This is a genomic window from Calidithermus timidus DSM 17022 (genome assembly GCF_000373205.1).
GTDB lineage: Bacteria > Deinococcota > Deinococci > Deinococcales > Thermaceae > Calidithermus > Calidithermus timidus.
The window spans coordinates 180,131-201,987 of record NZ_KB890699.1; the positions used below are offsets into that span (position 1 = coordinate 180,131).

19 protein-coding genes are annotated in these 21,857 nt (G+C 65.1%); 12 read left to right on the forward strand and 7 right to left on the reverse strand.

All coding sequences use genetic code 11. The features are described 5' to 3' along the window. Positions 1 to 44: 44 nt before the first annotated feature. Positions 45 to 1,145: an N-acetylmuramoyl-L-alanine amidase family protein gene (locus B047_RS0112640; protein WP_018467333.1), complete on the reverse strand. Its 1,101-nt coding sequence runs from the start codon at positions 1,143 to 1,145 to the stop codon at positions 45 to 47. Positions 1,146 to 1,260: 115 nt separating this feature from the next. Between B047_RS0112640 and B047_RS0112645 the strand changes: the two genes are divergently transcribed. The 5 genes from B047_RS0112645 to B047_RS0112665 all read left to right on the forward strand — a co-directional run bounded on the left by B047_RS0112645 (position 1,261) and on the right by B047_RS0112665 (position 8,080). Then, positions 1,261 to 1,911, forward strand: coding sequence for a hypothetical protein (locus tag B047_RS0112645; protein ID WP_245533743.1), 651 nt, complete (start codon positions 1,261 to 1,263; stop codon positions 1,909 to 1,911). Between the two features lie 2 nt (positions 1,912 to 1,913). Beyond that, positions 1,914 to 3,569 carry a hypothetical protein gene (locus B047_RS0112650; protein WP_157205921.1) on the forward strand — a complete coding sequence of 552 codons (1,656 nt, stop codon included), beginning with the start codon at positions 1,914 to 1,916 and terminating at the stop codon, positions 3,567 to 3,569. A 134-nt stretch (positions 3,570 to 3,703) separates the two neighbouring features. Further along, entirely contained in the window at positions 3,704 to 4,834 is a 1,131-nt protein-coding gene (locus B047_RS0112655) for an LptF/LptG family permease (protein WP_018467336.1), read from the forward strand. 70 nt (positions 4,835 to 4,904) lie between these two features. After that, positions 4,905 to 6,014, forward strand: coding sequence for a DegT/DnrJ/EryC1/StrS family aminotransferase (locus B047_RS0112660; RefSeq protein ID WP_018467337.1), 1,110 nt, complete (start codon positions 4,905 to 4,907; stop codon positions 6,012 to 6,014). 41 nt (positions 6,015 to 6,055) lie between these two features. Next, a complete protein-coding gene (locus B047_RS0112665; RefSeq protein WP_018467338.1) occupies positions 6,056 to 8,080 on the forward strand; it encodes a M3 family metallopeptidase in 2,025 nt (674 codons plus the stop codon). Positions 8,081 to 8,124: 44 nt separating this feature from the next. On the opposite strand, the gene icd is transcribed toward B047_RS0112665, so the two are convergent. From icd to B047_RS0112685, 4 genes are all read right to left on the reverse strand, one after another. Next, a complete protein-coding gene (icd, locus tag B047_RS0112670) occupies positions 8,125 to 9,399 on the reverse strand; it encodes an NADP-dependent isocitrate dehydrogenase (protein WP_018467339.1) in 1,275 nt (424 codons plus the stop codon). Between the two features lie 269 nt (positions 9,400 to 9,668). Beyond that, positions 9,669 to 10,250, reverse strand: coding sequence for a CPBP family intramembrane glutamic endopeptidase (locus tag B047_RS0112675; RefSeq protein ID WP_018467340.1), 582 nt, complete (start codon positions 10,248 to 10,250; stop codon positions 9,669 to 9,671). After that, positions 10,250 to 10,534 (reverse strand): Lrp/AsnC ligand binding domain-containing protein, encoded by a 285-nt coding sequence (locus B047_RS0112680; protein ID WP_018467341.1) that lies wholly within the window; start codon positions 10,532 to 10,534, stop codon positions 10,250 to 10,252. The genes B047_RS0112675 and B047_RS0112680 overlap by 1 nt, the downstream gene beginning before the upstream one ends. 80 nt (positions 10,535 to 10,614) lie before the next feature. Further along, on the reverse strand, positions 10,615 to 11,337 hold the full coding sequence (locus tag B047_RS0112685) for a metallophosphoesterase (RefSeq protein WP_018467342.1): 723 nt from the start codon (positions 11,335 to 11,337) through the stop codon (positions 10,615 to 10,617). A 64-nt stretch (positions 11,338 to 11,401) separates the two neighbouring features. Here B047_RS0112685 and B047_RS0112690 point away from each other — a divergent pair, with 64 nt between their 5' ends. Continuing rightward, on the forward strand, positions 11,402 to 11,878 hold the full coding sequence (locus B047_RS0112690) for a regulatory protein RecX (RefSeq protein ID WP_018467343.1): 477 nt from the start codon (positions 11,402 to 11,404) through the stop codon (positions 11,876 to 11,878). 260 nt (positions 11,879 to 12,138) lie between these two features. Here B047_RS0112690 and B047_RS0112695 read toward each other — a convergent pair whose 3' ends face one another. Together B047_RS0112695 and mscL are read right to left on the reverse strand one after the other, a co-directional pair. Beyond that, the gene (locus B047_RS0112695) at positions 12,139 to 12,564 is read right to left on the reverse strand and encodes an OsmC family protein (RefSeq protein ID WP_018467344.1); all 426 of its coding nucleotides are present in this window, start codon (positions 12,562 to 12,564) and stop codon (positions 12,139 to 12,141) included. A 104-nt stretch (positions 12,565 to 12,668) separates the two neighbouring features. Beyond that, entirely contained in the window at positions 12,669 to 13,064 is a 396-nt protein-coding gene (mscL, locus tag B047_RS0112700) for a large conductance mechanosensitive channel protein MscL (RefSeq protein ID WP_018467345.1), read from the reverse strand. A 396-nt stretch (positions 13,065 to 13,460) separates the two neighbouring features. On the opposite strand from mscL, the gene B047_RS0112705 reads away from it, so the two are divergent. The 6 genes from B047_RS0112705 (at position 13,461) to mnmE (ending at position 21,836) form a co-directional block, all read left to right on the forward strand. Next, complete coding sequence (locus B047_RS0112705; RefSeq protein WP_026234864.1) at positions 13,461 to 14,612, forward strand: ABC transporter ATP-binding protein; 1,152 nt, start codon at positions 13,461 to 13,463, stop codon at positions 14,610 to 14,612. A 122-nt stretch (positions 14,613 to 14,734) separates the two neighbouring features. After that, positions 14,735 to 15,373 carry a uridine kinase gene (gene udk / locus B047_RS0112710; protein ID WP_018467347.1) on the forward strand — a complete coding sequence of 213 codons (639 nt, stop codon included), beginning with the start codon at positions 14,735 to 14,737 and terminating at the stop codon, positions 15,371 to 15,373. Then, positions 15,370 to 17,103, forward strand: a complete 1,734-nt coding sequence (locus tag B047_RS0112715; protein ID WP_018467348.1) for a DUF5693 family protein — start codon at positions 15,370 to 15,372, stop codon at positions 17,101 to 17,103. The genes udk and B047_RS0112715 overlap by 4 nt, the downstream gene beginning before the upstream one ends. After that, positions 17,088 to 18,089: a polysaccharide pyruvyl transferase CsaB gene (gene csaB, locus B047_RS0112720; RefSeq protein WP_018467349.1), complete on the forward strand. Its 1,002-nt coding sequence runs from the start codon at positions 17,088 to 17,090 to the stop codon at positions 18,087 to 18,089. Before B047_RS0112715 ends, csaB begins: the two co-directional genes overlap by 16 nt. 43 nt (positions 18,090 to 18,132) lie before the next feature. Further along, complete coding sequence (locus B047_RS0112725) at positions 18,133 to 20,379, forward strand: DEAD/DEAH box helicase (RefSeq protein WP_018467350.1); 2,247 nt, start codon at positions 18,133 to 18,135, stop codon at positions 20,377 to 20,379. A gap of 131 nt (positions 20,380 to 20,510) precedes the next feature. Then, a complete protein-coding gene (gene mnmE, locus B047_RS0112730; protein ID WP_018467351.1) occupies positions 20,511 to 21,836 on the forward strand; it encodes a tRNA uridine-5-carboxymethylaminomethyl(34) synthesis GTPase MnmE in 1,326 nt (441 codons plus the stop codon). Positions 21,837 to 21,857 lie beyond the last annotated feature (21 nt).

Here is a 21,857-nt window from a genome sequence, read left to right on the forward strand (position 1 = left end):
GCCTTCTCGCCGCTGAATAAGGACTCCGCAATGGTTGCCGGCATCTACCGCTGGGCTACGGACCCCACGCCCAGGAAGCCAATCACGGCCTGCCCCATCGCCCGGGCAATGGTCTCACGGTAACCCGGATCGGCCAGACGACGACCCTCGATCGCGTGGTTGGCAAAGCCGATTTCGACCAAAATGGCCGGTATGCGGGCATTGCGAAGGACGTAGAACGGTGCCTGCTGCACCCCCCGGTCGACAGCGCCGGTAGCCTGAACCAACCTTCTTTGGACAGCGTAGGCCAGCTCGCGGGAAAACCTGAGGTTGAGCTGGGCCAGGATATCGCTCGCAGCCCGTTGGGCTGCGCTCCGGGCAACGCGGGTAAGCTGCTGCCCCACCGCTCCCCCACCGTTCTCGCGGATGACCTGCTCGAGCAGGCTGGGGTTGAGCAGCTCGCCGAAGTAGTAGGTTTCGATGCCCTGAGCCTGCCCCGGACAACCCGGAGTGGAGTTGACGTGAACCGAGATGAAGAGGTTCTTCTTGCTGTCGGCCATCTGCGCGCGATCGTCGAGGGTGGGGTAGGTGTCGCCCGAGCGCGTCAGCACCACCTGCACCCCCTGGGCCTCGAGGTAACGCTCCATCCGCCGGGAAACGTCGAGGGTGACGAGCTTTTCGGTGACCCCGGTGCACAAAGCCATCGCACCCGGATCGCGCCCGCCGTGGCCGGGATCGATCACCACCACGAACTTTGGCGGCGCCGGTTTGGGCGAGGCCTTGGCCGGGGCAGGCTTGGGCTGCGGGGCGGGGCTGGCCTTGGCTTCATCCTTAGTGATGTCCACGATCAGGCGCTTGCTCTGCTGATCCTCCAGAACGCTGCTCTGCACCCGCACACCCGCCTTCAGGCGCACGAACACTTCGACCAATGCGCCACCGATCACCACCTGATAGGAAGCCACCTGGTCGGAGTTCACGCCCTCATCGAGGGCCTCGGCCTTAACCCCGCGAAAGCGCAGGGTGAGGGTCTGCCCCTCGGTGTTCATCTCATAGGAAGCGCCCGGAGGTAGGTCAAAGACCAGGCGGGTGAAGTTTTCGTGCAATCCCACCCGCGGGAAAGCCAATGCCTGAGTCGCAAGTAGCAGCACAAGCGCCAGCAATCGCATTTCGTAGTTCAGTATAGGGGCATTTCGCGGCAATTGAAGGGTATCTCCATCTTGGGCGATGGTCTGCCTACCTCTTCATGTCCCTAATGACCGGAGCAGTAGCATTTAGGGCATGATGTCAGGCGTTTTGTCCCCCACCATCAACAAAAGTTCGCTGGTGCTGCTGGCGCTGTGCGTGCTGGTGCTCACTGCGGGCCGCTTCTCCAGCTTCAGCGTCGAGAGCGGGGAACAAGAACTCGACCTCGGCACCGGGGTGACCACCATGCCCAAGGGCGGAGTACTGGTGGACAACAAAAACAACCTGCGCCTCGAGGGCAGCTACATCCAGTTCAAGCAGGAGGAGTTCATCCGAGCCCGCAACGCCACGTTGCGCGGCAGTGAGGGCACCTTCTACGCCTCGAGCCTGGAGTACTTGTTCCACGGCGAGCAGCTCAAGCTCTCGGGGGTGCGCTACTCCTCGAGCAACGTCAAGGGCCTGACCGGTACCAACGGCCTGGGGCTGCTGGCCGAGAGCGTGGTGATACTCAAGGGCAACGTGCGCTCACAGGATCCCCAGCTCGAGGCCAACACCCTGGTCATCGACACCGCCAGAAGCCAGGCGCTGGTGCTGGGCAGCTTCAGCTACAAAGACGGCCAGAGCAGCTTCAGGGGGCAGCGCAACGATAGCACCTTGCTCATCGACTTCAAGGGCAGCAGGACCACGGCCACCACCAAAGTGCCCGCCGACGTGCTCAACCGCCTGCGTTCCTACGCCAGCAGACTGTGATGGTGCGTAGCCTATCGCTGCTCATGTTCTTGTTCTTCGGCAGCGCGATGGCCCAGACCCTGGCCGATGACCCCGCACTCCCTTACGAGAGATGCGCCGACGCGCCCTACCTGGCCGAGACGCCCGATGGGATCGTGGGCGGGGTCAACGTCGAGTACGACGGGAGCATCGCCATCTTCAGCGACGGAGCCTGCTTCGAATCGACGGGCCTTCAGGTTCGGGCGAAGGAAATTCGCTTCGACCAAGACAAGAAAGAGATCAGCATCCAAGACCTCACAGCCCAAACAAAAGCCTATCGATTTCGGGCCCGGCAGGGCGTGGTCAGGGACAGGGTGTTCAGGGCCAGAGGCATCGGGCTGACGACCTGCAAGTGTGGTGAGGACCTGCGGATCGTGGCCCAGGAAGCGGCTTTCCACACCGAAAGCGGCCTGCTGGTCCTGGAGCAGAGCAGCCTGGAGACCTACGGCCTCGAGCTCGCCCGCCTCGAGCGGCTGCAAGTCGCCATCGACCAGCCCGTCACCACCGCAATTCCCGGCCTCTCGGCGGGAAGCGGGGGTTCGATCAACGTTCCCCTTCGCTTTGGCTACGGCTTCAGCGATGGACCGACGCTGGGCGTCGAAGACCTGCCCCTGCTTGGGGGCGAGGAGGGCCGGGTCGGCACCACCCTGACCCTGCTGGGAAGCAACCTGAGCAACCCCACCACCCGCAGCGTCACCATCGGAGCAGCGGTGTCCAAGCCCGGAAGCAGCCTCCGCTTCCGCACGGTCTTTCGCAGCCAGTGGTTCGACTTCTACAGCGGCCTCGAGAGTGGCCCGCTTTTCTTCAAGGTCGACACCAATCGCGACCAGGCCACCGAGGCTACCTCGCGCATGTCCACCTTCGAGATGGGCCTGCGCCAGACGTTCAGGCTTGGGGGCCTGCTGCTCTCCCCCTTCGGGCGCATCGCCGAGGAGCAAACCTCAAGCGACGGCGACCCAAAGCCCTACTCCGCCGCCGACGCTTACGTCAGCGGCCTGACGGCGGGGCTCGAGCTGCGCTATCCGCTGGAGCTGAGGGAGGGAGCGATGGCCCTTCGCTTCGAGCCTTGGGCGCTGGGTGCGGCCTACAACAACGATCCCCCCTACCTGGCCGCCGGGCTCAGGCTCGAGGGCCGCTACAGCCGTGACTTTACCCTGAAGCTCGCCTACGACTACAGCCTGCAAAACCGCACCAGTCGCTATCTCTATGAGCGCCATGACCCCGTCAATCGCGCTTCGGGCGAACTGGGCTTCTCCGATCTGGCTCTGCGCTCCAGCTTCGATTTCCTCGACCGCGAGCTGGGGGCCAGCGTGCGCTACAGCCCTAAGCTTCCGGACGGGGTGCTCACGGGCGAGTTTCGTTACCGCAACGACTTCATCCCCGACAACGATGGCTTTGATCAGCAGCGCGAGCTACTGCTGGCCTTCGAGCCCAACCCCCTGAGCTGCACCTATAGCTTCGCCCTGGCCCCCAGCCTCGGCTACGACTTCTGGCGGGGAGGCTTCAGCCGGGCGGGCCTCGAGCTGCGCTACGCCGACTGTTGCCTGGTCTGGAAAGTGGGCTACCAACAAGTATTCATCCCCCAGGTTTCCGGCGAAAGCGCAGCGGGGCGTTTTAGCTTTGGCCTCGAGCTGAGATGAGCAACCCTTGGGACAGCAAGTACACTGAGCAACCGCATGACAGCGATCCCGGCCATTCACCCCACATCCCCAAAGCCTCAGCATGGGCACACTCTGCGGCAAAAGCAGCTTCCGTGGGCAGAAGCAGAGCGCATATGACCCGCCTCGACCGCTACCTCCTGCGTGAAACCTTACCCGTCTTCGCCTTCGGGCTGGTGCTCTACATCGGGCTGGGTCTGCTTTCCAACATCCTCGCCCGCAGCGCCTACGTAGGCCAGATGCCCCTGGGCGGGCTCGTGGCCTGGCTCGGCCTACAGGTGCCCGCCATCGTGGCCCAGACTCTCCCGGTGGCGGTGCTCTTCGCGGTACTGCTGGGCTATGGTCGCCTGGCGCGGGAAAACGAGCTGCTGGTGATGCAGGCTGGGGGCATCTCCCCCCGCCGCACCGCCCGCTGGCTGCTGGTGGGGGGGGTCCTGCTGACGGCGCTTTCCTTTGCCCTGGCCGAGTGGGTGATCCCCTGGAGCAACAAACAGACCGTGCTGACCTGGTGGCGCTCCTTCGACAGCAACGGGGGCGTCTTCAGGCTGGTGGGGCAGGATTTGCCGGTGGGGAAGATGCGGCTCTTCTTCGCAGGCTACGACCCCGCCAAGAATGAGCTGCTGCGGGTGCGGGTGCAACAGTGGGAGGACCGTAAGCTGACGGTCTACTTCGCCGAGTGGGGCAAGCTCGAGGGCTACGCGCTAAGGCTGGGTGAGGTCAAGGGCTTCGCGTTGGACATGGACCGCTTGCCCCCGCCCGACTTCGGCGACCTCGAGCAGGTCGAAGCCTTCTTCCAAGGCTACATCCAGGCCCAGAACATCACGCACAGCCTGCTCATCCGGCTGCCGCTGAGCCAGGACGACCTCGTAGCCCAGTTCTCCAACTACAGCAGCACCGCCCTGGACGCTTCTCACCCCCCCTCCTACTGGCTCAGGCTCTGGCTGAACCCCACCGCCTCCGTCCGGGAAAAGGTGGAGGCCAGGGCCAACCTGCACGCGGCCTTGGCCCAGTCCTTCGCGCCCTTGGTGCTGCTGTGGCTGGCCCTGCCCGTGGCCATCCAGCGCGCCAGCAGCCCCGGCGTGGCCCTGGGGCTCGCGCTGGTGCTCGCGGTGGGGTATTACGTGCTGTTTGGGCTGGGCGGGGTAGTGTCGCGCAGCAGCGTGTGGCTGCCTGAGATCGCCATGTGGAGCGCCAATCTGCTGGCCCTTGGGGCAGGTTGGGCGCTGGGACGAGGGGTCTACCGATAAAATCGCCGATAGCGGAGAGTCCGTAGCCACAGGCTCGAGGCGAACCGGCAAGACACAACTGGATAAGCTCATGGTTCCTATCATCGATCTGCAAAGCGAATACCGGCTGCTCAAAAGCGAGATAGACGCTGCTTTGGGGCGCGTCCTGGAGGCGGGGGTCTTCGTCGGGGGGCCGGAGGTTAGCACCCTCGAGCGCGAGCTCTCCGACTACCTCGGGGTGCCCCACGTCGTGGGAGTGGGCTCGGGCACCGACGCCCTATTCATCGCGCTGCGGGCTTTGGGCATCGGTCCAGGGGACGAGGTGATCACCACCCCCTTCACCTTCATCGCCACCCTCGAGGCCATCCAGATCGCCGGGGCAAAGCCGGTGCTCGTAGACATCGACCCCACCACCTTCAACCTCAACCCCAAGCTGCTCGAGGCCGCCATCACCGAGCGGAGCAGGGCCATCCTACCCGTTCACCTCTACGGCCAGGTGGCCCCCATGGGCGAGATCCGGGCCATCGCCGAGCGCCACGGCCTGAAGGTGCTCGAGGACGCCGCGCAGGCCATCGGGGCCCGCTACTGCGCGGACGGGTCGCAGAGCACGATGGCCGGAGCCCTGGGCCACGCCGCGGGGTTCAGCCTCTACCCCACCAAAAACCTCGGAGCCTACGGCGACGCAGGCTTCATCACCACCGCCGACCCCACCGTTGCCGAGGAGGCCCGGCTGCTGGCTTCCCACGGCCAGCAGGCGCGCTACCACCACGTGCGCCCAGCGGGCTACACCTCACGCCTGGACGCCTTGCAGGCGGCCATCCTGCGGGTCAAGCTGCCTCACCTCGAGGGCTGGAACCGGCGCCGCCGTCAAATCGCCCGCATCTACGACCAGGGCTTGAAAGGTCTGGTGCAGACCCCCATCCAGGCCCCCTATGCGCTGCACATCTACCACCAATACACCATCCGCACCCCTGAGCGAGACCGCCTGCAAGCCTTCCTCAAGGAACGCGGGGTGGGCTCGAGTATCCACTATCCCCTGCCCGCGCACCTGCAACCGGCCTACCGCGACCTGGCCCCCGAGGGTTCGCTTCCCCACGCCGAACAGGCCGCCCGCGAGGTGCTCTCGCTGCCCATGCATCCTTTCCTCTCCGACCTCCAGGCAGAGCAGGTGGTCGAGGCGGTGCGAGCCTACTCGAAATAGCCCCTCATCTTTTTGAATAGCTCACACATATACTCCAGCTTATGACAGAAAATCCCCTGCTCGATCTGGGGTTCGAAATCCCCTTTGACCGCATAAAGCCCGAGCACGTCGAGGAAGCCATCGTCACGCTCATCGCCGAGGCCCAGCAGGAGTTCGAGGCCATCCTGGCCGTTCGCGGCGAGCGCACCTACGCCAACACCCTCGGAGCGCTGGACCGACTCGGTGAACGCTTACAGCGGGCTTTCAGGGTGGTGGCCCACCTCGAGAGCGTACGCACCACGCCCGAGCTGCGTCAGGCCTACAACGCCATCTTGCCCCAGGTCACCGCCTTCTACAGCAAGATCCAACTCTCCAGCGAGCTGTACGAGGCCCTCAAGGCCTACGCCTCCACACCCGAAGCCCAGCGGCTCTCACCCACCAAGCGGCGCTTCCTCCAGCTCACCCTCGATTCTTTCCGCCGCGAGGGGGCCGAGCTGCCCCCTGAGAAGAAAGCCCGCCTCGAGGCCATCAACACCCGCCTGGCCGAGCTCACCAGCAAGTACAGCCAGAACGTGCTCGATTCCACCGCCGCTTTCGAACTGTACCTGGAGGAACACCAACTCTCCGGGCTGCCACACAGTGCCCGCCAGGCCGCTCGGCAAAGCGCGAAGGCCAAGGGCAAGGAGGGCTGGCGCTTCACCTTGCAAGCCCCTAGCTACCTCGCCCTCATGACCTACCTCGACGACCCCGACATCCGCAAGCAGGTCTACCTGGCCTACAATAACCGCGCTACCGAGGAAGGCCGCGACAACCGCCCGCTCATCGACGAGATCCTCGCGCTCAGGCAAGAGAAGGCCAAGTTGCTTGGCTACGCTCACTTCGCCGACTTGGTGCTGGAGGAGCGCATGGCGAAGAATGGGGCCACCGCCGTGGCCTTCGAGCGCGACCTGGCCGAGCGCTACCGGCCCTACTTCGAGCGGGAGAACGAGGAGTTGCAGGCTTTCCGACGACGGCTCGAGGGCCCCCATGCCCCTGCCCTCGAGCCATGGGACGTGGCCTACTACGCCGAGAAGCAACGCCGGGCGGTCTACGACTTCGACGAGGAGGCCCTGCGCCCTTACTTCCCCCTGGAGAGGGTGCTCGAGGGGCTGTTCGAGCTGTGCGGGCGGGTCTTTGGCATCCGCGTCGAGCCCGCCCAGGCTGAGGGCTGGCACCCCGAGGTGAAGAGCTACGACCTCTACGATCCCCAAGGCCGCTTCACCGCCCGCTTCTACACCGACTGGTTTCCCCGTGAGGACAAGCGCGGGGGAGCCTGGATGAACTACTTCATCACCGGCGAGCGCGACGGGGTTTTCGAGCCCCACCTGGCCCTGATATGCGGCAACCTCACCCCTCCTGTCGGCGATCAACCCGCCCTGCTCACCCACCGCGAGGTCGAAACCATCTTCCACGAGTTCGGTCACCTGCTGCACCACGCACTTTCCAACGTGGAGGTCAAGAGCCTGGCCGGGACCAACGTGCCCTGGGACTTCGTCGAGCTACCCTCGCAGATCATGGAGAACTGGTGCTGGGAGCGCGCAGCCTTAGACCTCTTCGCCCGCCACTATCAAACCGGCGATCCCATCCCCGACGAGCTCTTCCAGCGCATGCAGCGGGCCCGCACCTACCGCGCCGCCAACAACACCATGCGCCAGCTCGCCTTCGGCACCGTCGATCTGGCCATGCACATCGACTACACCCCCCACAACGGCGACCTGATGCGCTACACCCGCCAGATCATGGCTGCCTTCTCCCCGGCCCCCCTGCCCGAGGACTACGCCTTTATCGCCTCCTTCAGCCACCTCTTCGGTAGCCCGGTAGGCTACGCGGCGGGGTATTACTCCTACAAATGGGCCGAGGTGCTCGACGCCGACGCCTTCTCCCGCTTCCAGGCCGAGGGCATCTTCAATCCGCAGACCGGACGGGACTTCCTCGAGCACATCCTCTCCAAAGGCAACTCCGACGACCCCGCCCAACTCTTTCGCAACTTCATGGGCCGCGACCCCAACCCCGAGGCCCTGCTGCGTCGGACGGGATTGCTGGATTAATACCAGATTCGGTTAGCTCATTGCCGAGCTAACCGAATCTAGCATCACATGTTCTCGATTAAGGCCTGCCCGAACTCGCTGCACTTCAGCAGCGTAGCCTGGCGACCTTCGGCCACCATCAGGCGGTGGAAGTCGTAGGTGACGCGGCCCTGGGCGATGGTCCGGGTCATGGCGTTGATGATCAGATCGGCAGCCTCGGTCCAGCCCATGTAACGCAGCATCATCTCGCCGGAGAGGATCACCGAGGAGGGGTTGACCTGATCCTTGCCCGCGTACTTAGGAGCGGTGCCGTGGGTGGCCTCGAAAACCGCGTGGCCGGTGTAGTAGTTGACGTTCGAGCCTGGTGCGATCCCAATCCCGCCGACCTGGGCGGCCAGGGCATCGGAGAGGTAATCGCCGTTGAGGTTCAGTGTCGCCACCACGCTGTACTCGGCGGGGCGCAGCAGGATTTGCTGCAGGAAGTTGTCGGCGATCATGTCCTTGATGACGATGTCCCTGCCGGTGCGGGGGTTCTTGAGGACCTGCCAGGGGCCGCCATCGAGGTCTTGTGCTCCGTACTTCTCCTTGGCGAGCTGGTAGCCCCAATCCCGGAAGGCCCCCTCGGTGAACTTCATGATGTTCCCCTTGTGCACCAGGGTCACGCTGGGAAGGTCGTTGGCGATGGCGTAGTTGATCGCGGCCTCGACCAGGCGATGGGTGCCCTCCTGTGAGACGGGCTTGATGCCGATGCCGGCGGTGTTGGGAAAGCGGATTTTGCTGTAGGGTTGGGGGAATTCGCGCTCGAACCACTCGAGGAACTTCCTGACTTCGGGACTATCCTTGGCAAACTCGATTCCCGCGTAGATGTCCTCGGTGTTTTCGCGGAAGATCACCATGTTGACCAGCTCGGGATGGCGCACGGGGCTGGGCACCCCCTCGAACCACTGCACCGGACGCACGCAGGCGTAGAGGTCGAGCTCCTGGCGCAAGGCCACGTTGATGCTGCGGATGCCGCCACCCACGGGCGTGGTCAGCGGGCCTTTGATGGCGACGCGGTATTCGCGGATGAACTCGAGGGTTTCATCGGGCAGCCAGAGCACCTGGCCATATACCTCGTTGGCCTTTTCACCCGCGTAGATTTCGGCCCAGGCGATTTTTCTGCGGCCACCGTAGGCTTTGGCCACGGCGGCATCGAGCACAGGCTGAGCGGCTCGCCAAATGTCGGGGCCGGTGCCATCCCCTTCGATAAAGCCGATGATGGGCTGGTCAGGTACCTGCAATACGCCGTCTTGGATGGTGATCTTATCGCCCGCAGGCACCTTGATGCGTTGATAGGACATGCTTTTCCTCCCGAGTCAAGAGCATAAGCCACGGCTGGTATACCACGCAAAGCGAGGGGAGAATTCACCGATGGGCGGAGGCCAGACGTGGGTCATACGTGGCCCGTTATACCGGATTCAAAAAGATACTCTTCAAAACCAAAACCCAGAGGCTATCTTTTTGAATCCTAGAGCACTCCCTTCGGTCGACCACCCCACCTTGGCGGGGCGGCGTTCCCATTCGGGAACGAACTGACCGAATCTGGTATGAGAATTTAGCGCCCCTTGCTCTAGCCATTCTCGCTGCGCTCGAGCCGTTTGGCCTCATCGAGCAGCTGGTAGAACCCCCTGGCATTGTTGAGGTAATGGGCCAAGATGCCAGGAATCAGGCTTCCGGTGAGGAAATAGACCACCCCGAAGGCTAGCCCGGCGATGAAGATGAACAGCGGGTAGCTCCAGGCCCGGCGGTCGGGGACCGGATGGAAGGCGGCGAAGATGAGGGCCTGGATCACCACGCCCAACCAGCCCAGGCCCAGGGTGCTCACCAGCAGGCTTTGCAGTGCTCCGCGGAAGAATACCTCCTCGGCCAGGCCCGAGATCATGCCCAGCTGCAGGGCATGGTTGTAGCCGAGTTGTTGGTCACGAAAGGCCCGCCCGATCTGGGAGTGGAGTTGCTGCACCACTCCGAAGGAAGAGGGGAATAGCCGGGAGAAGAGCCGCTCGAGGCCCATCAACCCCAGGTAAAGCGCCAGAAAAGCCAGGGTGTCGCGCAGAGGGTCAGGCTCTCGCACCGGCGGGTATCCCCCCACGGCCATGCCTACGACCCCAACCAGCAAGACCAGGGCTTGGATGTTGAATAGAACCCTAAACACTACCCCAGCTCCGAGCCGATATTGAAACCCTGCTCCAGCAGCTTTTTGGGGTAGGCCCTGAAGGCCAGCAGGGTCTGAGTGCGCTCAATCCCCGAGAGCTTGCGCAGGCCCAGGGTCACGATATCGTCGAGCTGCTCAAAGTCCTGAAAGGAGAGCTTGGCCACCAGGTCCCATTCTCCCGTCACCGAGTAGACCTCGGCCACGCCGGGGATCTCGGCTACGGCCTCGGCGGTCTCGGCGGTGGACTCGCGCTTGGTCTGGATGAGCACGAAAGCGGTGATCATGCTACTCGATGATACCGCGTGGACGTGCCTCCGGTGGCGGGGTCGTAGGTCATACGCAATTCGCGTTTGACGTGCATTGGCTATTGGCCATCGGCTACGGACGACTTTGATGCCGTCTCGAGGATCAGCTTGGGCCTGAAGCGGATCATGTCGGCGGATACAAAGTGCAGCGGGATGCCGTCCCAGGATTGAGGCAGCCGGTTGGGATCGGCCCCGTGCAGGTGGCCGTAGACGACCATATCTGGGCGATATTCTTCGATCAGGTCGGTAAAACCGGTCGGCCCGCCGGTTACGGAGTAGGGGGGGTAGTGCAGGGCCAGGATCAGGTGGTCGTAGGGCTGGTTCTGCACGGTCTTGAGGCTCAGGCGCAGGCGCTCGAGTTCGCGCTTATAAATGCGCAGGTCTTCCTGGCTGAAGTCGCGGCTGCCTGGGGCATCCCAGCCTCGGCTTCCGGCGATGGCCACGCCGCCGATCATCAACGAGTCGTGTTGCAAGGCGTGCATGCGTGGGGGGAGGACTTCGCGCAAGCGGCTGATGGAGGGCCACCAGTAGTCGTGGTTACCCCGCAGCAGCACCTTGATGCCGGGCAACTCGCCCAGGTCGCGTAAGTCCACCAGGGCCTCGGGCAGCCTCATGGCCCAGGAGATATCACCCGCGACAATCACCAGATCGTCCTCGCCCACCACCTTGCGCCATTCCTCGAACACCGCCTCAGGGTGGCCTTCCCAGTTGGGACCGAAGATGGCCATGGGCTTGGGGAAGGCTCGGGAGAGGTGAAGGTCGGCGATGGCAAAGACGCGCACGACGAACAGTTTAACCCCGGCGTGGATTGGTGAAGCACCTTGATCTGAGGCCAATGCTGCCGTTATGGTGCGGGAGATGGCCATGCCCGAGGAAAGCAAGGCCGCCCAGGAGCTCTTCGAGTATGCCCTCAGGGTGCTCAACATGCGTCCTTACACCGAGTCCGCCCTGCGCCAAAAGCTCGCCCGAAGGGGCCCGGTGGAGGTGGTGGCGCGGGTCGTCGAGCGGGTCAAGGCGCTGGGCTTCCTCGACGACCGCAAATACGCCGAGGGCTATGCCCGGCTTTACCAGGGCAAGTGGGGCGCGGCCAAGATTCGCCGCTCGCTCGAGGCCAAGGGCGTGCCCAGGGACATCGTCAGCGAGGTTCTGGCAGCCCTCGAGCCCCAGAGCGACCCAGTAGCCGAGGCCCTGGCCCTGCTGGAGCGTTACCAAAGCCGCCACAAGGGCGATAAAGCCAAAGCCATCCGCTTCCTGGCCAACCGGGGCTTCTCTTTCGCGGCGGCGTTGGAGGCCTGGGAGCGTTACGAGGCGGGGGGTAGGTAGGTTGCGCGTCGTGCGCTCAGCGCTAAGCGCACGGTGTTGGCTATCAGCGGTTCGTCGGCGCTTTTCGTAGGGCTGGGCCGCTGCTCTCGTTGATCCACGGCCCCTTGGGCTCTTGCCCGGCGCACACCCCTGATCTCGGCCTGGGGGAATGGCCCTCGATGCGTACGGTGTATTCCCCCCAACGCAGGATTTGGGGCGGGGCACACCCCTCGCCCAAAAGAAACGCCGGAGCACAGTGGCCCGGCGTCAGGCTGTCTTCCTCAAGCAGGCTGGCCAAGCTCGTAGGGCTCAACCACCGCCCGCACCTCTACCGGCACGTTAAGGCTGGCCGAAACCGAGCAGTATTTCTCGTGGGAAAGTTGGGCCGCACGCAGCAGGGCTTCCTGGGTCACATTGGGCCCGGCTCCATAGTGGGTGATCACGATGTGGGTGTAGCGCTTGGGGTGCTCCTCGGCCCGCTCCCCCACCGCCTCGACACGGTAGCGTGCCAGGGGCTGGCGTTTCTTGTTCATGATATCGACCACGTCGTAGGCGGTGCACGCGGCCACAGCCGCCAGCAACAACTCCATGGGACGCATCCCACTGGCTGGCTGGTCGCCGTCGATCATGACCTTGTCACCCTGCTCGTTGATCCCCAAGAAACGATGCCCGACGAGTTGGTGGAGTACGACACGCTTCGTCGCCATGAGTTCAATTTATGTTTTCGCACGAGGGGCAAAAGTCATCCCACTGACACACAGAAGCGCTGAATGTCGGCCCGCGGGGTACTGAACGACTTTCGTAGCCCCAGCTACGGATTGCGACCCTTGAGCGCGTCGCGGATTTCACGCAGCAACACGATGTCCTCGGGGGGAGGGGGAGGTGTGGAAGCTTCGTTGCGCTTCATCATTTCCATCACACGCTTCATAGGCTGCACGATCACGAAGTAGATCACCGCGGCTTTGATCAGGAAGGAGAGCAGGGCGTTGAGGAAGTTGCCGATGGCGATGCCACCCTGTCCCTGGGCATTGGCGCCGATGCGAATCGCCGAGAAATCCGGCTGGCCACCGATCAGGCCGATGATGGGGGTGATGATGTCCTTGACCATCGAATCCACCACCGCGCCAAAGGCTGCGCCGATGACCACGGCTACCGCCAGGTCCACGACATTGCCGCGAAAGATGAAGTCCCTAAAGCCTCTGAGCATACGCCAACCTCCTCGAGCACAGCCTAAACAATCAAACAGCACGGCCAGGAGTTCTTTGTGTTTTTGCCAGGAAGTCCGACCAAGGTGAGCATATTTGCAGCGATCAGCGCCGTCAAGCTCGAGCGCTCCAGGATCCACCCACCGTACAGGCAATCCCTCTGGGAACACAATCTGATTTCAGCACGCTCACAGTGCAGCTCCTCGAGCCCATCGGGGCAAAGAATACGCTGTTGTAGCGAATCTCTTGGGCGCTGCACAGCCGGGTCGGCGGCCTCGAGTCGGCATTGATTCTCCGGCGGGATGGCTTATAAACTGACCGTGTACCCAGCACCAAACTCCCCGATGGGCTACAGGCTCACAGCGCGGGAGCTAGGGTACGAAAGAGGAGGCCATCTCATGGCAAAAATCAAGCTGGAGAACGTATACAAGCGGTATGGCACCAAGGTCACGGCGGTCAAGGACTTCAACCTCGAGACCGAAGACGGCGAGTTTGTGGTGTTCGTGGGGCCTTCGGGCTGCGGCAAGACCACCACGCTGCGCATGATCGCGGGCTTGGAGGACATCACCGAGGGCAAGATCTACATCGGAGACCGACTGGTCAACGACGTTCCGCCCAAGGACCGCGACATCGCCATGGTCTTCCAGAACTACGCGCTCTACCCCCACATGAACGTCTACGACAACATGGCCTTTGGCCTCAAGCTGCGCAGGGTGCCCCGCGACGAGATCGACCGGCGGGTTAAGGAAGCTGCCCGCATCATCAAGATCGACCACCTGCTCCAGCGCAAGCCCCGCGAGCTTTCCGGCGGCCAGCGCCAACGCGTGGCGATGGGGCGCGCCATCGTGCGTGAGCCCAAGGTCTTCCTCTTCGACGAGCCCCTCTCCAACCTCGACGCCAAGCTGCGCGTAGAGATGCGCGCCGAGATCGCCAAGCTGACCCGTCGCCTGGGCGTGACCACGGTCTACGTGACCCACGACCAAGTAGAGGCCATGACCCTGGGCCACCGCATCGTGGTGATGAAAGACGGCGAAATCCAGCAGACCGACACCCCCCTCAACCTCTACGACTTCCCCGAGAACAAGTTCGTAGCTGGCTTCATCGGCTCGCCTTCCATGAACTTCGTCCGGGCCAGGGTAGAGCTGCAAGGAAACGACGCCTACTTCTCGATCGATGGCCAGAAGATCAGGGCCAACCCCACCCTCTCCGCCAGCCTCAGGGCCTACAACGGCAGGGAGGTTTGGATGGGTATCCGCCCCGAGCACATCGGCCTCAAGGGCTGGACCACCATCCCCGAGGACAACAACCTGGTCAAGGCCGAGGTCGAGGTAGTCGAGCCCCTGGGAGCCGATACGGAAATCCACGCCGCGGTGGGGGGAGCCATGGTCACGGCCAAGGTGGACGGGCACGCCGTGGTGCTCCCCGGTGACACGGTAGAGCTGCTCATAGACCCCAGCAAGCTGCACGCCTTCGAAACCGAAGGCAACGAGAAAGCCATCGGCCACGCCACGCTCAAGGAAACCCAAAGCCGCAGCCAGGCCAAGGTCTGATCCGATGGCTACGCAGGGGCGGGCCCAATGACCCGCCCCTTGGGTTGTCGAGGGAGCAGGGCCTGCGGCTTTGACAGCCGGCTCCCCTGTCCCTCTTCCCCGCTCTTGCATATGATTGGGAGGTGGACTCTCACCGACCCTTCGTCATTGGCATCGCCGGGGGGACGGGCAGTGGCAAGAGCACCGTGGCCGACGCCGTGCTGGCCGCGGCCCTGCCCGAGCGCGTGGCGGTGCTACCGATGGATAACTACTACAAGGACCAATCCGAGCTGCCCTTTGAAGAACGCATCCGCGTCAACTACGATCACCCGGCGGCTTTCGATCTCGAGCTCTACCTCGCTCACATTGCCCAGCTCCGGCACGGACGCCCGGTCGAAATGCCGCTGTACTCTTTCGAGGAGTACACCCGTCTGGGCGAAACCGTCCGAATCGAGCCGGCTCCGGTGGTGGTGCTCGAGGGCATCCTGGTGCTCTTCGACGAACGCCTGCGCGAACTGATGGACCTGCGCATCTTCGTAGATGCCGACCCGGACGTGCGCTTCATTCGGCGGCTGCAGCGCGACATCCTCGAGCGGGGCCGCACGGTGGAGAGCGTGGTGGAGCAGTACATGGAGCGGGTGCGCCCCATGCACCTCTCCTTCGTCGAGCCCTCCAAGCGCTACGCCGACGTGATCATCCCCCACGGGGGCAAAAACAGCGCAGCACTGGACATGCTTACCGCCCGCATTCATAGCCTCTTCACCGCCGGAGGGGTAGCGTGAGCCTGCCAAGGCTGCTGCGCATCGTCATCGCGCTGGCCGCCCTGCTCTCGCTGCCTGCCCTGCTGCCGCGCGTGCAGGCGGAGCATCCTGGCCCAGTGGTGCTGGTGGTGGATGGCCTGGACGTGGAGGAAGAAGCCCGCGCCGCCAACATCCCTTTCGAGGAACAGCTAGCCAAATACAAGGCCCTGGGGGTGGCCGGGGTGGCGATCTACGAACGCGGGCTGGGCAGCCTGGCCGAACAGGGTGTGGTCATGCTGAAGAACGGGGGCGAACTCGGCCTGCTCTACCCGCAGGCCGGCTTCAAAAGCGGCTGGTTCTACTTCAGCGCCCCCGACTGGCTCACCCAGCAGATCCGGCGCAACTGGACGATCCCTCTACAAAGCCTCAAGGCTGGCGGCCTGACCTGGTACGGCGCCCCGCTCAACGTCAGCGGCTTCCCCGCCGGTTATGACCCGGCGCTGCTCGAGCGCCTTAAGGCCGAGGGCTACTTCGTTGTTTATCGCCCTTACAACCACCCCTACCGCACCTACCTCCCCCAGGCCATCCCACCCCAGGCCGACGCCATCGTCTTCGCCGGGGTGGACGTGCTGGGGAACCCCAAGAAGCTCGCAGAAGCCCAGGCCATGCTGGGCGGCAGGCCCATCGCCTGGATCGAGGGCACCCCGCAGGAGGGCTTCTCGCGGCTGGCCGCTTCCCTGCCGGTGCTGCGGCTGTTCTCCATCCGCCCGGAGTGGCAGGCCAAGCTCAAACCCGACGAGGTGGCCGATAAGTTCGTGCTGGCGGCGCGGGAGCGGGGGCACCAGCTCCTGTACATCCGGCCCTTCCAGGACTTCGCCGACACCCAGGAGTTCGTCGCCCGGCTCAAGGGGGGGCTCGAGAACGCCCGTATCGCCTTTGGCACCCCCGCTCCCCGCGATTTCGAGCTCTCTCCCCTGCGCTACGCGGCGCTGGTGGGCGTGCTGGCGGGGCTGGGGCTGCTGGCGCTGGGCTACCCGCGGCCCCTTGGCCCCATCATCGCGCTAGGCCTGCTGCTCTTCGCGCTGGTCTACGTGCGAGGGGACTTCGGGGCCTTGCTGGCGGCGCTGGTCTTCCCCGCGCTGGGCTTCCTCGAGCCACGCCGGGGCATGGCGGTCTGGCTGGCGGCGGCAGTCTACTCACTGGTGGGGGTGGTCTTCCTGACCGCGCTGGGCAGTGACCCCCAGAGCATGCTGGGCCTGACCCCCTTCAAGGGCGTTTCGCTCACGCTGCTGGTGCCGCCGCTATTGGTGGGACTTTCGTACCTGCCACAGGATTGGAAGGGCGCCATCACCAGGCTGTGGGGCTACCCCATCAAGCTGGGCGAGGTCGCGGTGGCTTTGGTGGGGCTGGCGCTGCTGGCCCTGGCCCTCCTGCGCCGGGGCAACGACGCCGCAGGGGCACTCGTGCCCGACTGGGAGTTGCAGCTGCGGGCCATCCTGCAAGACGCCATGGTGCGGCCCCGCTTCAAGGAGATCTTCGCCCACGCAGTGGCTCCGCTGGCCTTGCTGCTGCCCTGGCCCCTGTGGTTGCGCAACGGCCTGTTGCTACTGGTGGCGGTGGGAATGGGTTCAATCCTCAACACCTTCTCGCACTTTCACACGCCCCTCACCATATCGTTATTTCGGGTACTAAACGGCATGATCATCGGGCTTATCCTGGGGTTTGTTCTGGTGTGGGTGGTCCGGAGGGTCTGGCAATGGTGGTCGCGCTGAGCGGGTATTACGGCTTTCACAACGCGGGAGACGAAGCCCTCCTGGAAGCCATCGTGCAGGAGCTCAAGGCGCGGGGGCACACCCCGCTGGTGCTTTCCAAAAACCCAGCCGAGACCCAGCAGCTCTACGGGGTGCGGGCGGTCAGGCGCGCCCATCCCCTCGAGGTCTGGCGGGCGCTGGGCGAGGCCGACCTGCTCTTGTCGGGTGGCGGAACCCTTCTGCAGGACAAGACTTCCTCGGCCAGTCTGTGGTACTACCTCACCATCATCCGCATGGCCAGGGTGCGGGGCAAGCCGGTTCACGTATTCAACCAGTCGCTCGGCCCCCTTTCCCCTAAGGGCGAGCGGGCCGTGCAGCGTGTGCTCAAGGGCGTTCAGCTCTTCATGCGTGACCGCGACTCGCTCGAGTACGCCCGGCGGCTGGGCTTGCAGGCCGAATTAGGCGCCGACTGCGCGATGCTGCTCAGCCCACCTCCCGTGGAGCGCGAGCCGAGAATGGTGACGCTGGTACCCAGGGCGGGTTTCGACGAAGCCAACCGCACCCTAGCCCAAACCGCCGAGCGGCTGCGGGAGTTGGGCTACGAGGTGGTGGTCCTGGCGATGCAGCCGGGGCACGACGAGGATGCGCTGGAGTTCTTCCCGGGCTTCACCGCCGAGCTGGCCTGGGACCCCCGCCGGGTGTTCTACGTGCTGGCCCAGTCGGCCTACGTGATCTCGATCCGGTTGCACGGGGTGATCCTGGCCGCCGCCGCCGGAACCCCTTTCGCCGGGTTGTCCTATGACCCCAAGGTGGCCGGCTTCTGCCGCGACGCCAAGGCCCCATTCCAGGAGATCCCGGGCGAGGCTGGCTACTTCGTACGGATGGTCGAGCACAACGTTCAGCCCGACTGGAGCGCGGTCGAGGAGATGAAAGGCCGGGCCAGCGCCAGCTTCGACCGGGTGCTCTCAGGGCCGCGCGACCGCAAGATCGCTTCCTCGCGGAATTAGGCTTCTTGCCGAAGCCATTGAGTCGGGGGTCGATGGCTCGAGCATGCTTCCCAAAGAACTCGCCGACTATGACAGCTATGCCCAGTGGCTCCGCGACATCGAAGGCTACGCGGACCAGCTGAGCTTCGTGCGCTTGCTGGGGGCCGACCCACCGCGGAGGGTGGACTACGCGGGCGAGTTCGCGGGGGTGCTCGAGGCGCTGAGCCTGAAGCCCTTCGCCCACCAGGCCGAGGCCCTGAGGGCCTTGGATGGGGGGTCCGTCGTGCTGGCGACCTCGACTGCCTCGGGCAAGAGCCTGGTGTTTCAGGTGCCTGTACTCAAAGCGCTGCTCGAGGGGAACACAGCCATACTGATGTACCCCACCAAGGCCCTGGCCCACGACCAGCTAGAGCGCCTGCGGGCCATGGGCGAGGTCTTGGGGCTCACCGAGCGCATCTTTCCCTACGACGGCGACACCCAGGACAAGGAACGCCGATTGGCGAGGTCTCGAGGGCTGGCGATCCTGACCAACCCCGACATGCTGCACTTTGGCCTGCTGCCGCGCCATGCGGAGTGGGCCGAGTTTCTCAGCCGGTTGCGCTACGTGGTCATCGACGAGTTGCACGCCTACCGAGGTGTCTTCGGCACCCACACCGCGCTCATCCTGCGGCGGCTGCTGCGCCTTGCCCGGCACTACGGGGCCAGCCCCCAGGTCATCGCCGCCAGCGCCACCATCGCCAACCCCGACGAGCACGCCGAGAACCTGACCGGCCAGCCTTTCCGAGCGGTGCGGGCCAGCGTGGCGAGGGCCGAGCGGGAGTTCGCGGTGTGGACCCCCAAGGCCCTGGACAAGGAGGGTCGGACCCGGCGCAGCCCCAACATCGAGGCGGCACTCCTGGCCCGCCACGCCGCCGAAAGCGGCATCAGGGCGCTGGTGTTCACCAACGCTCGGCGCACCGCCGAGCTGGTGGCCCGCTACGCCGCACACGAGGCGGTCAGACCCTACCGCGCAGGTTACACCGCCAAGGAGCGCCGCGCCCTCGAGCTGGGCCTCAAGAGCGGGAAGATCCGGGTGCTGGTGAGCACCAGTGCCCTCGAGTTGGGCCTGGACATCGGCGAGCTGGACGCGGTGTTCTTGCTGGGCTACCCCGGCTCCTTGAGCGCCTTCTGGCAGCGCGCCGGGCGGGCGGGGCGGGGCGACCGCCGCGCCTTGGTGGTCTGGATTCCCCGCGAGGACCCCCTGGACGAGTATTTCCGCGAGCGCCCCGAGTTGCTGCTGGGCAGCCCGCCCGAGTCGGCGGTGGCCGACCCTGCCAACCCCGTGCTCTACCCCCTGCACCTGCACTGCGCCGCTCGAGAGCTGCCCCTCGAGCCCAGCGAGCCTCTCTACCTGCCCTGGCTAGCCAACGGGCTGCTCGAGCAGCACGGCAGGCTCTACACCCCCAAGCGCAACCCCCATCGCGACCTGATTTTGAGGGGGCTGGGCACCACCTTCACCCTCAAGGACAGCCAGGGCCATACCCTGGGTACCCTCGACGAGCGGCAGGCTTACTGGGAGGCCCACCCCGGCGCGGTCTACCTGCACGCGGGCGAGAGCTACCTGGTGCGCAACCTTGATGTGGAAAAGCGCGAGATCGTGCTGCTGCCGGGCCTGGAGGACTACTACACCCAGCCCCGCGCCCAGACCGACATCGAGGTGCTCGGCGGCGAGGAGTTGTTGCCGGGGGTGTGGGTGGGGCCGGTGATCCTGCGCGAACGGGTGACGGGCTACGTCAAGAAGCGCTTCGTGAGCGAGACCGTACTGGAAGAGGTCATGCTGATGATGCCCGAGCTTAGCTTCCAGACCGAGGCAGTTTGGTTCCACCCGCTGGCCGAGACCGCCGTCCATCCCTCTCCCCTGCCCGGCGAGGCGGGCATGTCGGAGGCGCTGGTGCCCTCGGCCATCCACGCCCTCGAGCACACCATGATCGGCCTGCTGCCCCTGTTCGTGCTGGCTGAGCGCTCCGACGTGGGCGGGGTGAGCTACCCCTTCTACCCCCACCCGCTGGCCTCGGGCGCCGGGCCCACCGTCTTCATCTACGACGGCTACCCCGGCGGGGTGGGCTACGCGCGGGCCGCGGCGCGTCAGTTCCCGGCCTGGATCAAGGCCACGCGGGATTTGCTGGAGCGCTGCCCCTGCGAGGGCGGCTGCCCGCGCTGTGTGCTCTCCCCCAAGTGCGGCAACGGCAACCAGTACCTCGACAAGGCCGCCGCCCTCTGGCTGGCCGAGGCCCTGGCAAGCCGCCACAACCGGCTACGAAAGCCAAATTGAGCTGCTACGGCAATCCGCCCGCGACCGTGGGCCTTGCTTTGATGCCCCCCTCTGATCTGCCCTAGCCCCCGGCGTATCGCGTCTTGCATCTCGCGTACGAGCCGCGCCCTCCAAGCCCTAAACTGTCATTCATGGCCCTGCCATCGCTCAATGAACCCATCGCCGCCATCGCCACCCCACCCGGCAAGGGGGCTGTCGGCATCGTGCGGCTTTCGGGGGTGGGGGCGCTCGAGGTCGCCCAGAAGGTCTGGCGAGGGCGCGACCTGCGGGGAATGGAGGGGGGCCGCTTCACGCTGGGCCTGATCCTGCACCCCGAAAGCCGCGAGGTGCTCGACGAGGCCTTAGCGCTGGTATTCCGCGCGCCCAACTCCTACACCGGCCAGGACGCCGTGGAGTTCCAAACCCACGGCTCGCCTGCAGTGCTGCGGCAGGTTCTGCAGGCCCTGCTCAGCGCCGGAGCCCGCCCTGCCCAGCCGGGGGAGTTCACCCTGCGGGCCTACCTCAACGGGCGCATGGACCTGGCCCAGGCCGAGTCGGTGTTGGCGCTGGTGGAGTCGGAGTCGGAGGCAGCGCGGCGTCAGGCTCTGCGCGGGCTCTCCAAGGAGCTCTCCGCGCGCATCGAGGGGATGGCGCAGGAGCTGCTCGACCTGCTGGCGCACATCCAGGCTCTGCTGGACTATCCCGAAGAAGGAGTGGAGGCGCACAAGGCCCGAGAGATCCTCGAGCGCGTCCTCCTCGAGGCCGAGCACCTCCTCGCCACCGCGCCCGCCGGGCGCATCGCCCAGAAGGGTGCGCGGCTGGCCCTGGTAGGCGCGCCCAACGCTGGAAAGTCCAGCCTGCTCAACGCGCTGCTGGGCTACGAGCGGGCCATCGTGACCCCCATCCCCGGTACCACGCGCGACTACCTCGAGGCCCCGCTCGAGATCGCCGGGGTGCCCATCGTGGCCATAGACACCGCCGGTCTGCGCCAAACCGACGACGTGGTGGAGAAAAGCGGCGTCGAGCGAGCCCTCAATATCGCCCAGGAAGCCGACTTGGTGCTCTACCTGGCCGATCGGAGCCAACCCCGTGCCGACACACCCGACCTGCTGGCCCGCCTCCCCCAGGAGCGCGTCATCCGCCTCGCCACCAAGGCCGACCTGCCCCCGGCCTGGCACGACCCCGCCTTCTTGCCGGTCTCGAGCGCCAGTGGCGAGGGAATACCCGCGCTGCTGGAGAGCATCCACCAGCGGCTGTTGGGCCAGGCCCCCGAGGGCGAGGTCTGGATCAGCAACGAACGCCACGCCCAGGCCCTCACCGAGGCCAAAGAGCACCTGCTGGACGCGCTGGCCGCCCCCGAAGACCTGATGGGGCTTTCCATCCAGGCCGCGCTCGAGGCCCTCAACCACATCCTGGGCAAGGACGTGCCGGAAGAGGTCATCGACCGGGTGTTTCGCAACTTCTGCGTAGGGAAGTAGTACACCGCCGCATTAGGATTC